General features: G+C 49.7%; 10 protein-coding genes. 8 read left to right on the forward strand and 2 right to left on the reverse strand.

Going from position 1 to position 14782, the window contains the following annotated elements; translation table 11 throughout:
* Nucleotides 1-49 precede the first annotated feature (49 nt).
* Complete coding sequence (locus B5P39_RS08470) at nt 50-2863, reverse strand: transporter substrate-binding domain-containing protein (protein ID WP_088211179.1); 2814 nt, start codon at nt 2861-2863, stop codon at nt 50-52.
* Nucleotides 2864-3011: 148 nt separating this feature from the next.
* Here B5P39_RS08470 and cmoA point away from each other — a divergent pair, with 148 nt between their 5' ends.
* From cmoA to B5P39_RS08510, 8 genes are all read left to right on the forward strand, one after another.
* Nucleotides 3012-3743, forward strand: coding sequence for a carboxy-S-adenosyl-L-methionine synthase CmoA (gene cmoA / locus B5P39_RS08475; RefSeq protein ID WP_011622667.1), 732 nt, complete (start codon nt 3012-3014; stop codon nt 3741-3743).
* The gene (gene cmoB / locus B5P39_RS08480; RefSeq protein WP_088211180.1) at nt 3740-4732 is read left to right on the forward strand and encodes a tRNA 5-methoxyuridine(34)/uridine 5-oxyacetic acid(34) synthase CmoB; all 993 of its coding nucleotides are present in this window, start codon (nt 3740-3742) and stop codon (nt 4730-4732) included. Before cmoA ends, cmoB begins: the two co-directional genes overlap by 4 nt.
* 83 nt (nt 4733-4815) lie before the next feature.
* A complete protein-coding gene (locus B5P39_RS08485; protein ID WP_088211181.1) occupies nt 4816-5637 on the forward strand; it encodes an ATP-dependent zinc protease family protein in 822 nt (273 codons plus the stop codon).
* A 209-nt stretch (nt 5638-5846) separates the two neighbouring features.
* The gene (locus B5P39_RS08490) at nt 5847-7355 is read left to right on the forward strand and encodes a UUP1 family membrane protein (RefSeq protein ID WP_088211182.1); all 1509 of its coding nucleotides are present in this window, start codon (nt 5847-5849) and stop codon (nt 7353-7355) included.
* Nucleotides 7355-8299, forward strand: coding sequence for an alpha-L-glutamate ligase-like protein (locus B5P39_RS08495; RefSeq protein ID WP_088211183.1), 945 nt, complete (start codon nt 7355-7357; stop codon nt 8297-8299). Before B5P39_RS08490 ends, B5P39_RS08495 begins: the two co-directional genes overlap by 1 nt.
* Nucleotides 8274-10196, forward strand: a complete 1923-nt coding sequence (locus B5P39_RS08500) for a M3 family metallopeptidase (protein WP_088211184.1) — start codon at nt 8274-8276, stop codon at nt 10194-10196. The genes B5P39_RS08495 and B5P39_RS08500 overlap by 26 nt, the downstream gene beginning before the upstream one ends.
* Nucleotides 10123-11322 carry a DUF3541 domain-containing protein gene (locus tag B5P39_RS08505; RefSeq protein WP_088211185.1) on the forward strand — a complete coding sequence of 400 codons (1200 nt, stop codon included), beginning with the start codon at nt 10123-10125 and terminating at the stop codon, nt 11320-11322. The genes B5P39_RS08500 and B5P39_RS08505 overlap by 74 nt, the downstream gene beginning before the upstream one ends.
* Nucleotides 11323-11496: 174 nt before the next feature.
* Nucleotides 11497-12399 (forward strand): LysR family transcriptional regulator, encoded by a 903-nt coding sequence (locus tag B5P39_RS08510; protein ID WP_011622660.1) that lies wholly within the window; start codon nt 11497-11499, stop codon nt 12397-12399.
* A 176-nt stretch (nt 12400-12575) separates the two neighbouring features.
* On the opposite strand, the gene B5P39_RS08515 is transcribed toward B5P39_RS08510, so the two are convergent.
* Nucleotides 12576-14780, reverse strand: coding sequence for a putative metalloprotease CJM1_0395 family protein (locus B5P39_RS08515; protein WP_088211186.1), 2205 nt, complete (start codon nt 14778-14780; stop codon nt 12576-12578).
* Between the last annotated feature and the right edge of the window lie 2 nt (nt 14781-14782).

The raw sequence follows: 14782 nt of genomic DNA on the forward strand, positions 1-14782 counted from the left end.
CTTGACTAGAGGCGAACGCACTATCTGCGTATAAGCGTTCAAAAAACCATCAAGCCACGCGGTAGCAACGGCCACCCGCCATTTTAGCTTGATACATCAGTTGGTCGGCTTGCTTCATTAACTCGATAGCCGTATCGCCATCGCGGGGATAAATGACCACACCAATGCTGACGGCAACCTCTACCATCACCCCTTCTACACTGAAAGGCGATGCAAGCGAGTGCAGAATATTATCAGCTACTTGGGTCGCGGCATCGAGATCTTGCACACGATTTAGCAGGATCACAAATTCATCACCACCGAATCTTGCCACTGTATCAGAATTGCGAATGGCTTTGCTCAATAATCCCGCCACTTTTAATAGCAAGGCATCCCCCACAGGATGACCATATTGATCGTTAATTTGTTTAAAGCCATCTAAATCGATAAACAATAAGGCGAAATGGCTATGATCCCGACGATGGGCAAGTAAGGCCTGTGACAGCCTATCATCTAATAAAGCACGATTCGGCAGCTGAGTTAGCGCATCATGACTGGCAACATGTTGCAAACGTTTTTCGGCGGCAAGTCGGCGGGTGATCTCCACATTTAAGCGACGATTGACCACTAACACCGCCACCATCACCACAGACAACACCAGTGCACCCATTAATAGATAACGGATCCATTGCAGATACTGACTATTGTCTGAGTCGAGGGAAAAACTGACCCAATGGGAATAGATTTGCTGCTGGGTGTGTTGATCGATTTGCGCTAACACGCGATTGATTAACGGAATTAACTGAGCATATTGCGGATTGAGCCCAAAGTGGCTGTGCTGATCGGCTAAGTCACTGAGTAACGACATTTTCAGCAACGGATATTGGCCCGTTTTTAGCTCAGAGGCCAGCGTCACCACCTTATCAATAAACACATCGGCATGGCCATCGTTGACCGCCGCGAGCCCAGATTGGGTATCGGGCACTAACACCAGCTTGAGCGAAGGTTGTAATGCCATCAGTTGTGCCACCAGATGATAGCCTTCCACCACAGCGACTCTCTGCCCCGCCAATTGTGCCAGATTAAACACCGACACCTGCTCAAGCTGCGACACCATTCCCCACGGCGATGGCCAGTAGGGATCGCTAAAGGTTAAAAATTGCTGGCGCTCGGCGGTTTGCGCCACGCTGCCAGCCAGAGCAATGTCCCCTGAACGTAATGCACTTATTAGTGATTGCCAATCATCAAAGCCAACAGGTTCTATCTTGATCCGTAATTGCTCTGCCAAAATGTGGGCAATGTCGCTGTTGATCCCCGCAAACTCACCTTGCTCATCGCTAAACTCCATCGGCGGCCACTGTTTTAAGTAACCGAGTTTAAGTTCACCTAATTGTGAGAGGTAATCTTGTTCACTGTTTGAAAGCTGAATGCCGTGTAATCCCTTCTGGTTAAAAATACGATCCTTAGGGTTCAGCATCCATTTCTGCTCTACCTCGGCAAACTCTTGCATGCTGATACTGCGAAAACCATTGGCGATGCGCTGGGTTAAGCCTGGATCGTCACTGCGGGTCAGTACATACACATCGGTCGGAAACTCAAGCTCAGGATATTGGTGAAATTCGGACCAAGCCTTATTTTGCAGTAAATAGTGGGAAGTCCATGCTCCTGCCGCAACAAAACCGGCTATCTCACCAGACCGTGCGCCTGCCACCATGTTATCCATGTTTTCGTAATAGCGCAGCGTAACATCGGGCAGCGCTTTACGCAGCGCAACTAAATAAGGCGCGGTCGGCACAACGCCGATGCGTTTGCCCTTTAGACTCTGCAAATCGGTCAGTTGCTGTTGATATAAAAACAGTCGACTCTTGACCGTATAGAGTTGCCAAGCGCGGGTTAAACCGGTTTTTAACTCGTCACTTTCAGGGTAACCAATATGCGCATCGGCTAAACCTTGGCGCACATCGTTAACACTGGCATTCATGTCGCCCGAGATAAAATCCACATTGATGCCCGTCTTGGCCGACCATAATTGCCAGAGATCCACATAAAATCCATGGGGTAAGCCATCAACACCTAAATCGACAAAGGGCTCAACACCTAACTGCATCGCCACCACAAGTCCCGCCTTTTGCCCGTGATAGCCTAACCAGCGGCGCTCGGTTTGTTGCACAAAACGAGCATCGAGTGAATCAAAACCCTTATTAATCTTCTCAATTAAAGCCTGATTGCCTTTCATCACGGCGGGGACAAACTGCATGGCCTTAATTGGAATACGTGCACTGATGGGAAAACTGCCCGCAATCGCTTGGCTTGATGCGGGATCGCGCAAATAGCCGTCGAGCCCGGCAAATACAACCGTCTCGCCCGCCGCAACCCCCGCCAGCAGTTTTTCACGGCTTTCATAATATTTGAAAACTAAACTAGGCTCGATACGGCGAAGCTCAGCCTCATGGGATGAACCACTCACTATCCCGATTTGATAAGGAACAAGTTCCTTGATGGACTTTTTACCCTGCAAGGATTTATGCAGGTAAAGATAGGTACTGACATCGGCGATAGGCTCTGCGAAATCAAACAGCTGCTCACGCTCAGGCGTCTGGCCCATACCGATATGCACTTGGGCTTTGCCCTGCTGCAATTGCTGTAGCGACTCATTCCAGTGCCGCGCCACAAACACTAGTGGTGTATTGGTGCGCTTGCCCCATTCCTTCCAGAGATCGACTAATAAACCCGTGGCTTCGCCGTCGTTGTCGACAAACTGATAGGGGAAACTGTCTTCCCCCATCACCACGATAAGCGATTCAGTCTGTCCTTGACTGGCGTTTACTGCGTTACTCAACATGCTGCAACACAGGATCACGATAAGCTGGAGCACTAACTTCAACTGGGGTCCCTAGTACTTGATGTACAATGTAAATACTTTGTTATTGATGCATATTAGACAGAAATTTCGGGCAAATTACTAGCCGAGACTTGCTGCTAGTCGACGGGATTCGTTAAAATGCATGGCTGAATTTTCGAGATATTCCCAGATGAACGCTTCCCAAGATACTATCTACGCTCAAGCGAGCGAACACATTAGCGATTTCCAGTTTGATAACCGTGTCGCGGGTGTCTTCAGTGACATGATCCGCCGCTCGGTGCCTGGCTATACGCAAATTATCAATACTATTGGCGATTTTGCGGATCGTTTCGTCAAGCCTAATACCCAAGTATATGATTTAGGTTGCTCTTTAGGTGCAGCTACCTTAAGCATTCGCCGTCAAATCCAGGGCCGCGATTGCCGCATTATCGCCGTGGACAATAGCGAATCCATGGTGACCCGCTGCCAAGAAAACCTCAATGCCTATGTGAGTGATACCGAGGTTGAGCTGATCTGCGGCGATATTCGCGATATTCACATCGAAAACGCCTCTTTAGTCGTGCTTAACTTTACCCTGCAATTTTTACCGCCAGAGGACAGAGAAGCGCTGATCGCAAAGATTTATCACGGCTTGAATCCCGGCGGTCTGTTAGTGCTGTCGGAAAAAATTCGCTTCGATGATGCGCCGATTCAAAGTGTGCTCGAAGAGCTGCACTTAGACTTTAAACGCGCCAATGGCTACAGCGAGCTCGAAATCAGCCAAAAGCGCAGCGCACTCGAAAACGTGATGAAGCCCGATACCTTAACTCTCCACCAGCAACGTTTGACTCGCCAAGGGTTTAGCCACTTTAGCTTGTGGTTCCAATGTTTTAACTTCTCTTCCATGGTGGCCATCAAGTGATCAGTTTCAGCTCCTTTTACCAACAAATTGCCGACTCCAATTTGCAGCATTGGCTCGAGACTTTGCCTGCCATTCTCGGCAAATGGCAAAGAGAACATAAACACGGCAACTTACCCAAGTGGGAAAAAGTGCTCAATAAGCTGCACTATCCCGCCCCAGACCAAGTGGACTTTGTCAGCAGTGTCACCGTCGGCACAGGTGAGCAACTCACGCCCGGCGAAAAGGAAAAGCTTGAGAACCTACTGCGCCTGTTTATGCCTTGGCGCAAAGGCCCTTTCCATATTCACGGCATTCATATCGATACCGAATGGCGCAGCGATTGGAAGTGGGATCGCGTGAGCCCACATATTTCTCCTTTGCAAAACCGCACTGTGCTCGACGTCGGCTGTGGCAGCGGCTATCACATGTGGCGCATGCTTGGCGCGGGCGCCAAGCGCGTGGTGGGCATCGACCCTTCACCATTGTTTTTATGCCAGTTTGAAGCGGTTAAGCGCCTGAGCGGTGAAAATCACCCCGTACACTTATTGCCGCTAGGCATTGAAGAGCTACCACCGCTGGATGCATTCGATACGGTTTTCTCCATGGGCGTCTTGTATCACAGACGTTCGCCTATTGATCACTTGTTACAATTACGTGATCAGTTACGTATGGGTGGGGAGTTAGTGTTAGAGACTTTGGTAATAGATGGTGATGAAAACGCCGTACTCGTCCCTCAAGATAGATATGGGAAAATGAATAATGTATGGTTTATTCCATCCGTCGCGGCGCTGATGCTCTGGCTAAAGAAGTGTGATTTCACAGACATACGTTGTGTCGACACCGATGTCACCGCATTAGCCGAACAGCGCCGAACCGATTGGATGCCGAATGAGTCACTGGTTGAATATCTTGACCCTAACGATATCACTAAGACTATCGAGGGTTACCCCGCGCCGAAACGCGCAACGATTATTGCGGTGAAAAATCAACCCAATCAAGATTTGACCTAACGAGTTAACTCCAGTGGCCTAATACGCTTATGCCTAGGTAAACCCTAGGCATAAAACCCGTTTTAACGCCAATAGGAAGTACTATGCTAAAGCAGTTGATCGCTATCGCCGTTGCCAGCAGCTTAATGGGATGCGCAGCGACAGAACCGACCGCCCACGCCCCCAAACCACTCGATACTGATACCTTTAATACCCGTCTTAATCAGCAGCAAGATCAGTTAGTCGCTGCGATTAATCAGCAATGCCAGCCTGCAGATTTAACCTCGCTTGCGACCCTGAGCAGCCAAGTCGAGCAGTTAAGTCAGCAAATCAATCACTTAAATCAAGCGGCGAAAAATCTCACCGCGCAAAAGCAAGCCGCGGTGGTGACGCCAGCGCCGAGCCAATGCCCTAAATCCGCTCTTGGGGACAAGTTTTTACTCGGTGAAATCGAAAATGTGTTTATCGATGAACTCAATGCCAGTTTTGCCACTCGCATTGATACCGGCGCAGAATCTTCCTCCATCGATGCCCGTAATATCACCCTGTTTGAGCGCGATGGCGCCCAATGGGTACGCTTCGATGTGTTTACCCAAGGGGAAAAACAGCCTGCGACAAATTTCGAATCTAAGGTCGTGCGTTTTGTACGCATCAAGCAGGACGCCAATGAAAAGGACGACCGCCGCCCCGTGATCCACGCGCACCTTAAGATTGGCCAATATTCCGCAGAGACAGATCTTAACCTCACCGACCGTAGTCACCTCGACTATCCCTTATTGCTCGGCCGTAAATTTATCAAAGATATCGCCGTTGTCGATGTCGGCCAGCGCTATGTGCACGGTAAAGCCAAACAGCCCAAACCCAAACAAGCCGATCCTGAGCAACCTAAAGCAGAGTCGGCTATCGTCTCCAGCGGCAAAAAATAACCGCTTGGTCTAAAGCCGTTCACAAGCTAAGCATAGAGCCGCTTGCGCTCATTGGTCTGCCAGCTTGTGACATCGACGCTCAATCTGACGGAGCCTGACATAGCTAAAACCCGCCACGCGACAATCTAACGCGTGACGTCGAGTTCGAACCGCCAATGCCCTGGGAAATCCCACGCTTTTCGGCCATTGGCGCAACATGGGAAACACGTATGCATTCACGTAAACCTTTTTACATTTTGGTGGCATTACTTTTTATTGTCGGTCTAAGCGCCAGCATCTACCGCGGCGTTAAGCATCAAGTGCCTTTTCTACCCGGCGAGCAAGTGCAAAGCTGGGCGGTAGACGCCAAGATAAGCTTCGATGGCACTGGCGATGCGGCCGAAGTGTCCTTCTCCTTACCGCAGGATCCCGCCTATGAAGTCTTGGTCGAGAACGCCAGTTCCCCGGGGTTTGGGTTATCGGTGAGTGATGATAAGGACGCGCGCCGTGCAATTTGGTCGATTCGCGAGGCCTATGGCAGCCAAGATCTCTACTATAAAGTGACCCTAGTGCCGACGGGCGTGCCCCAAATCCACAGCGACGATATTCCTAGTCAACCAGAGCCATACCTCTGGCCCGCGACCGAGAAAACCGCCGCAGAGCAAGTGATTAACGAAACCTGGGTGCGCAGTGCATCGAACTTATCCTTCGCCCAGCAATTGATGAATGCAATCACGGCCACTAAGCGCAGTCAGAATATGGAGCTGTTGCTGTCGAGCCAAACCGCGACGCAAGTGTTTTTGCATATGCTGCAAACTAAGGGCATTCCCGCCCGTGAAGTCAGCGGGCTCTACCTTGAAGATCAACGCCGCCGTCAATCCCTCTCGCCCTTTGTTGAAGTGTTCCATAACGGCGAGTGGGTCTTATTCGATTTGGTTAAAGGCAAGCAAGGTCGTCCAGAGAACTTACTGCTGTGGGAACGCTCGGGCCATTCCGTGCTCGATGTGATGGGCGGAGTGAACTCGCAGGTGCATTTCTCGATGTTGCAAGACACCCGCTCAGCATTAGCGACCTCCATCGATATGATGATGAATAACAATGCCTTGGATTTCTCACTCTACCAATTACCGCTAGAGGAGCAGAGTCTATTCAAGGGCATTTTATTGATCCCTATCGGGGTACTGATGGTGGTGTTTTTACGGGTGATCATTGGGATCAAGACCTCGGGCACCTTTATGCCAGTCCTTATCGCCCTCGCCTTTATTCAGACTAGTTTAGTCACGGGCTTAGTAGGCTTTTTACTGATCGTTGCTTGCGGCCTGATGATCCGCTCCTATTTATCCCAATTAAATCTGTTACTGATCTCGCGAATATCGGCGGTGATCATCGTCGTGATCGGTATTATCGGCGTCTTTACCTTGCTGTCTTATAAATTCGGTTTAAGCGAAGGACTGACAATTACCTTCTTCCCGATGATTATTTTGGCATGGACCATCGAACGTATGTCTATCCTGTGGGAGGAAGAAGGCCCGAAAGAAGTGATAGTGCAAGGCGGTGGCAGTCTAATGGTCGCCACCCTCGCCTACTTAGCCATGAGCGCCAGTTGGGTACAACACTGGGTATTTAACTTCCTTGGGATCCACTTAGTGATCTTGGCCCTAGTGCTATTAATGGGCCAATACACAGGTTATCGCCTACTGGAACTCAAGCGCTTTAAACCACTCGCGGGAGATGCCTAATGAATATTGCCTGGCCATGGGAGCTTCGCGCGCGCGGCGTGCTCAATATGAATAAGCGCAATATCGATTACATAGGTCGCTATAATCCGCGTAAATTTTATAAACGAGTGGACGATAAGCTGCTGACGAAACAATTAGCACTGGCCAATGATATTGCCGTGCCCGATTTAATCGCCGTTGTGCGCGAACAGCACGAAATCGTGCACATTCCCGAGCGCGTGAAAGGCCGCACGGGGTTTGTGATCAAACCCGCCAAGGGCTCTGGTGGTAAAGGCATTTTAGTGATCACTCATATCGAACATGGCCGTTACTATAAACCCAGCGGACACGAGGTCAGCCCATCGGAATTGGATAGACACGTGTCCAATATCCTCAGCGGATTATTCTCCCTTGGCGGCAAACCCGATGTGGCGATTGTCGAGGGGCTGATTGAATTCGATCCCGTGTTTGACGGTTACAGCCATGAAGGCGTGCCCGATATCCGCTTGATTGTCTTTAAAGGTTTTCCGGTGATGGGGATGCTCAGGCTCTCCACCGCCGCCTCCGATGGCAAGGCCAATTTGCACCAAGGCGCCGTGGGTGTGGGCGTTGACATTGCCACGGGAAAAGGGTTACATGCTGTGCAATTTGATGCTCCAATTGAGTTTCATCCAGATACAGGCAAAAAGCTCACCGATATCGTCGTCCCCCACTGGGACAGCTTGCTGCATACCGCATCAAGCGCCTTTGAAATGTGTGAGATGGGTTACTTGGGCACGGATATGGTGCTTGATCAGACTAAAGGCCCGCTGTTATTGGAACTCAATGCACGCCCGGGACTGGCGATCCAGATTGCAAATGGAAAAGGCATTTTGCCTAGACTTAAGCATGTCGAAGCCATGTCATCCCATTCAATGACAGTTGCAGAACGTGTAGCCTATGCAAAAATCCATTTTAACGGCTAGCCTGTTTGGCTGGTGTTTATCCTCCCTCGGTGCAGCCTATGCTGCGCCAAGTCCTGTGCCGCTGCTGGTTGAGCAGTGTTTGCGCCAACCCAATATCGATTTGGCTGGCGCCTTCGCCAGTTATGCTCGCACCCGCAATCTATCTGCCTTAACACTGGCGGATAAGGTCCTAGTGTTAGAGCAGCAAACCATAGGGCTCAATAACGTCAACGACAGACTCACCTACTACCGAGGTTTGCCGCTGTCGGGGGATGAGCGCCAAGGTTTACTACAGTGTCAGTTGCGCTTGGCCGACACTCTGAGCCACTTACTAAACCAAGCTGAATTTAGCCAACTGGCGTTTGAGCTGACGCAAGCAGCTTTAGAAAATCATGCTGCAGCAAGTCAGGAACAGGCTTTACTCGGTGAGCAACTAACTGCTTTGTTGCGCCAGCATCTATCCATTATGGATAAAGCTAAGCTGCACACGGCGCAGGCCAGCATTCGCCAAGGCTTGGGCAATCAGCAGTTTCAACTGGATATTCAAGCGGCTAACTGCCAGCTTACAGATGAAGTAGCCGAAGTGAATACAGCCAATAACGAGGAAGAAACGGCAAATTCAGGCACTTTCTCAGGGACTATTGCCAGTTATCTGTTAAAGCAACCCGATGCCGAATGCCGTCAAACCCTGTGGCAAGCCTATCAAGGTCGAGCTAGGGAGCATAATCAAGTCGCCTTACACCGTATTGCCGAGCTGCGCCAACGTATTGCCAATGACGCAGGCTTTAGCGATTACGCCAGTTATAGCCTCAAGGATCAGCTACTCAATACCCCTGAATTAGTTAAAGCGTTTCTCGACAGTCAAACCGAAGCGATTCAAGTTGCCCCTTGGGATCTTGGCCGAACCTTATCGCAATTACCCAGTGCACAAACCACCGCCCTCAATACCCGTGAACTACTCGACAAGGCCTTAACAACCTTAGGCGAGTTTGGTTTACGTTTTGAGGTGATTGGCGAGCATCTAGATTCAACAGCCACGCAAACGACACTTTCTCAAACGGCACTTTCTCAAACGGCACCAGCACAAGCGCAGCAACAGATCCTCCGTGTTTACCATACAGATAGATTATTAGGAGAAGTGTATCTGGCTTTAGGCGCTCAAGATAAAGTGAACAAACCTAGCAATGCCAACCAACACACCCTCAGGCAAAGTGTGATTGGGCAGCAATTTGGTCAACAGGCGCTCGAGCTGCCCGCGACACTCAATAATTTCAAAGATATTGAACGCTTTACCCAAGCCCTTGCCGATGCGATGACCTCGCTGGCACGCGGCAGTCATTTTTACCTTAACAACACCTTAGGCCCGACTCTCGATACCAATCAATTACCAAGCCTTTGGCTCGCTAAGGTGTTACGCCAAGCACTATTTCCCCAATTTGATACCCAATATATTCAACCGAGGGAAACGCTCGCAAGCGCCTATGCGACTCAGCTTAAAGTTTTTCGCGCTAAGGTGGCACTTAACTTTTACCAGTCCTTAAACCAGCAGAGCTATCCGGATTTACCTGCTGAATTTAGCAAAAGCTTTGGGGCGAACTGGGCGCAAGCGATTGATTACCCCTATAGTTTCAATGCTATCGCCAGCGAAGGCCCACGCTATTATCAATCCCTGTGGCAAGCCAAACTCGCAACGCTTGTCCATCAATCCACCCAAGACTGCCAAGATAAACTTGGGCTTTTTAATCTACTCGTGGTCAATGAGACCGCACTCACCTTGAGCGAGCAACTGCGCGCCATACTTGGCGAACCCGTGGATGCCGCTGCGCTTATCCAAAGGATTATCCATGTCTCAGGATCTGAAAATCACCCACACGGCACAACCGAAACACAAACTCACGCTATCCATTGCGCTTTTTAGCGGTTTAGCCTTCTTTACAGCACAGAGTGCTTTTTCCAACACACAAAGTACGCCCCCGAGTCACGTTGGGCTTGAGAACTCACAAAACGTTCTCAAGCCAAACGCAGCGGATAAAACTGAATTAAGCCAAAGCGACGTTGCGCAGCTTATTCAACACAACCTTGAAACCCATCTCTATACACTCCCGCCTCGGGTACAGGGGCATTATGGGATCCGCCTCTATCGCCTGACGGGCGATGAGCAATATGCCAACGCCGCATTAGTCGATCTTTATGCGGTAACCGAAGCTCAAGCGTTTTATGCCTGCCAAATGGATAACCCTGAGTTTGTACGCCAAGCCTCACAGAACGCTATCGCCGAACTGGGTAATGGTCCCAGAGCCAAGGCCCGAAAAAAAGCCCTCGCGCCCTTTCCTGAATTTTTATTTTATTCCGATGTACTACTGCGATTTGCCAGTCGAATCGATGAGTTAGGCTTTACAGGTCCATGCCATAGTCAAATGATCCAAGCCCTCAAAAAGGCCGACCTACGCCAAGGTTTGACCGATCCCGCGATGATTAAAGCCTGGGCAGCGCAGCTGATTAACTATGTGTATTGGGCCAAACAATTGGGGGTGGGAGATTATCTAGAGGATTATAAAACGGCATTTACTCGGGTTTACCCCGACGCGCACGATGCCACTCTCAGCAAAGCACAGTTTCGCAATAAGCTCTACGGCATGACGCATTTTATCTTTGCCGCGAGTGAATATTATCAGCATCGGGTTGATACCACTGAATTTGCATGGATTTTGGATTACTTTGACGCCAACATTGAGCGGATTTTACAGGATGCGACCGATGATATTATTGCCGAAGTCGGCATTAGTTTTCTGCTAGCAGGCAAAACTGACCATCCTATCGTGGCTCAAACTCGGGCTTATATTGCCAATTCGTTTGATGCCGACAGCCAAATTATCCCCTCACCCAAGGGCAATCCTGACTTAGCCCTTGGCGAGCATCGCAATGTGCTTGCGATAATGTTGCTTAATTGGCCAGAAACCCTCTATCCCGGACCTTATCTTAACGAACTTAACGCGACGAAAAAGTATTTACCTATGGGCGTGACGCCTAAGGTTATCGATTAACCCATTACCCATAAAGCTTACTGATAAGAGGTTGTCACGCCGCTGCATTGCAACGCGATAACCTCTTTTTCAATTAACACGATAATAGTATTGAAAAAACGATCATAGCTCGCCACTATAAGCCTCAATCTATCGCTTTTTTAGAAACCTGTCGTTTTCGACATGAGGACAACCATGACTCGCGCGAAATCCACCCTTGAGCAATGGCGTATTTTACAGGCTGTCGTCGACTATGGCGGCTACGCGCAGGCGGCGGAAAAGCTTAATAAGAGCCAATCCTCACTCAATCATGCGGTGGCAAAGTTGCAACACCAGCTTGGCATAGAGCTACTCGAAGTTCGAGGCCGCAAAGCTTACCTGACACCACAGGGCGAAGTATTATTGCGCCGTTCGCGCCATGTGACTCAGGCGGTGAATGAGTTAGAACAACTTGCTAGCAACCTCGAGCAAGGTTGGGAGCCCACACTCACCATTGCCCGCGAAATCGTCTATCCGATGGAAAGTCTAGTGTGCGCGTTAAGTGACTTTTTACCCCATAGCCGCGGCACACGCATCATAATGTTGGACTCAGTCATCACTGGTACTCAAGAATTAATCCTTCAAAATAAGGTCGATATTGCGATTTGCGCCGGAATTCCACCGAAGGGCTATTTATCCGAGCCTCTGTGTGAGCAGGAGCTGCATCTGGTTTGCCACCCGAGCCATCCCTTGGCTGAAATGGGTACCTTAGACGATGACAAACTACTGGCGCAGCACCTGCAACTGGTCATCAAAGACACGGGCTTGCAACCCAATGTGGATATCGGTTGGTTAAAGGCCGAGCAGCGCTGGACAGTATCGAACTTCCATGAGGCGAAAGTCATTTTAAATCAGGGCATTGGTTTCTGTTGGATCCCATCTTTCCTGATTCAAGAAGAATTAGCCGCAGGCAAACTGGTGCGCTTACACCTCCAAGGCAGCCAAAAACGGCGCATTATGCTAAGCCTTGTGATCCCAAATCGTGATCAACAGGGGCCCGCTTCAAAACTGCTGGCTTCTTATCTCCTTAAGCATCATGGTGTAAGTACAAGCGAGTAACCACGCTCACATTCTTCCACCGTGTGCGCCAAAACCAACTCTTGGCTAGCAGGGAATCACTATGGGTTTATCCTTTAATGGCGACTGAACTTGCCAAACAAAGCAGGCTTAAGTGATTAGTCTTAATGGCCAAACGCTAGTTAGTTAAGATTTGCGGGCATTTCGAGAACGAGAGGCTAGACATTCACATCTAAGAAGCGTGGACGGTGCAGTGCTAAGGTTTGAGGATTGAACAGACCGCGTGTATTTTGACCGCTTGAGGACTCGAGCGCCAATCCATTGGACATAACACTATCTGGCTCGTAGCTAGACGAATCACTTATCCGCTCAAGTGAAACATCATTCGAACCTGATTGATTAACTTCAGTGTTTCCCTTACTCGCTAGAGTTGCCACGGCGACAGAGCCATAGAAACGCACCGCATTACTGCCGTTTAATGTGTGACTCGATGTGCCCTTGTTGTCACGAGACGACGCCAACCGCTGCATAGCAACCTCTGGCGCTTCATCCTTATTTGATACGGCGCCGATCGCTAAGATCGCCGTTGGCGGCTCGATGGTCTCTGTCGTATCAACTTCAGGGGTACTTGCTGCATCTGAAGTTTTACTCGATGCAACCTGCGCCGCAATGGCTTGCTTAATCTTATCAATCACTTCTGTCACAGGTGCCGATGGTTCCTCTTGGGGCACAGTGATATTGCCATTAGCATCAATCTTGCCCGTGACTTGAATTTGGCGCACCTTAAGCGGTGGTAAACCGTCAATCTGAGCCTCGGCGCCAATCAGGGTTTCTGTTGTCGGTTGATCAACAATCTGCTGCTGACGTTCCTCAGCAAGTTTAGCCTTGGCATCATTCATTTTCTGTAGCGCTTCTGCGGCAACACGAATATCGGCCGAAGAGGGATCTACTGGCGCCATTGCCGCCGCATAGACTTGCTTCATCTTATTGATGGTCGCCAGCGGATCGCCAGGCACTATCGACACATCGATTTGCACCTCACCATCAGTCGCATAGCGCTGACCATCGGCACCTTTTTCATACTTGAAACTGGGGCTTTGAGCATATTGACCGCCCACACTCGCATGGGCATGCTCATGGGCTTTGACTTCTGTGTCCCTTGATTTTAATGCGTCCAGTTGGGCTTTTTGCTGCTCAATTGCCTTTTCTTGCGCTTGTTTGACTTGCTCTTTCGCTAAATCTTGCTGACGAGTTTGCTCGTCCTGAGCCTGCTGCGCTTGTTTACTTTGGTCGGCTTTGGCAAAAACCTCGGCTAAGGCTTGCTGCTTTTGTTCCTGCTCTTGTACCGCCTGTGCCCTTGCCTGCTTGGCTTGTTCATCTCGTGCATTTTGAGCTTGAATTTGTTCCGCTTGAGTCTGCTGCTGTTGCGTTTGAGCATTTGGGGTTATCCCAGCACCGACTTGGCCAATTTCCTCCGAGGGTTCATTAAAAACAAGGCTTAACTGCTCACTTAAACCGCTTGATTGATTGCTATCAGGAAGCGCATTTGAATTGGCAAAAGCTGAAGCGCTGAAATCTGACGCTTTGCCCATCGCATCGGCACCAGCAAATTCGGTCGTAAAAGGAGTAACTACAGCACTTGACGCATTTGGCAATATGCCATTTGACTCTGTTGGGCCAATATTCGCATCTATTGGCGTTGATGTAGAGAATATATTGGCTACCCCCACACTCGCGGAGCCAACACTACTACCAGTAGTAGCAATGGTGGCCGCAAGGCTTGGGGCTGGTGGAGCAAAAGGCGTAATAGCACCACTTGTGGCGCTAAAACCGACGTCCGATGCACTTAAGGCTGATACTGATGGCTGAGTGGCTATGGCAGCAATTTGCCCCTCCCTCATTCCACCAATAGAGCGGGGGCCGGTAAGTAAGCTGAAACTACTATTACTTGATGCTAGTAGGCTTGTATCTAACGGAGCCGAATGTGACTGATTGAATTGTAGTGCTTGTAAAGGCGCTTTATTCGAATGTAACTGTTTTGAATTCAGCTGTGCCGTGGCGTTTCCACCGAGTGCGGTGAAAGCCTTCTGAACAGAGACTGTATCAACATTAGATGAAATCGGAGGACTAGCAGGTTTGACATCTGTCGATAACGCGGGCGTTGTCGTACTCATGGGCACAGCTTGGTCCATCGCAGCCCCGAGACTGCTTAATGATGGCGCAAGTGCCCCACTCGCTTCGAATTTTGGTGTATTCAGGTTAACGGTTGAGGCGGAGAGCGTTGCGACCGCCTGACCAATTCCTCCTTGATAAGTCTGTCCGCCTTGAGGTTTTCCCCCTTTTGGTGACTCAATTGACTTATCAACACCTAAAAACGAAGTGGATGGCGCGCCAATTTGTGATGACAGCGCCATAACCGACATAA

The organism is Shewanella sp. Shew256 (assembly GCF_002196695.1).
Classification (GTDB): Bacteria; Pseudomonadota; Gammaproteobacteria; order Enterobacterales; family Shewanellaceae; genus Shewanella; species Shewanella mangrovisoli.

Bases quoted from the DNA above. Each gene is read 5' to 3' on its own strand.
- cmoA (WP_011622667.1), top strand. From the start codon at position 3,012: ATGAACGCTTCCCAAGATACTATCTACGCTCAAGCGAGCGAACACATT.
- B5P39_RS08485 (WP_088211181.1), top strand. From the start codon at position 4,816: ATGCTAAAGCAGTTGATCGCTATCGCCGTTGCCAGCAGCTTAATGGGA.
- B5P39_RS08490 (WP_088211182.1), top strand. From the start codon at position 5,847: ATGCATTCACGTAAACCTTTTTACATTTTGGTGGCATTACTTTTTATT.
- B5P39_RS08495 (WP_088211183.1), top strand. From the start codon at position 7,355: ATGAATATTGCCTGGCCATGGGAGCTTCGCGCGCGCGGCGTGCTCAAT.
- B5P39_RS08500 (WP_088211184.1), top strand. From the start codon at position 8,274: ATGCAAAAATCCATTTTAACGGCTAGCCTGTTTGGCTGGTGTTTATCC.
- B5P39_RS08505 (WP_088211185.1), top strand. From the start codon at position 10,123: ATGTCTCAGGATCTGAAAATCACCCACACGGCACAACCGAAACACAAA.
- B5P39_RS08510 (WP_011622660.1), top strand. From the start codon at position 11,497: ATGACTCGCGCGAAATCCACCCTTGAGCAATGGCGTATTTTACAGGCT.
- B5P39_RS08515 (WP_088211186.1), bottom strand. From the start codon at position 14,780: ATGTCGGTTATGGCGCTGTCATCACAAATTGGCGCGCCATCCACTTCG.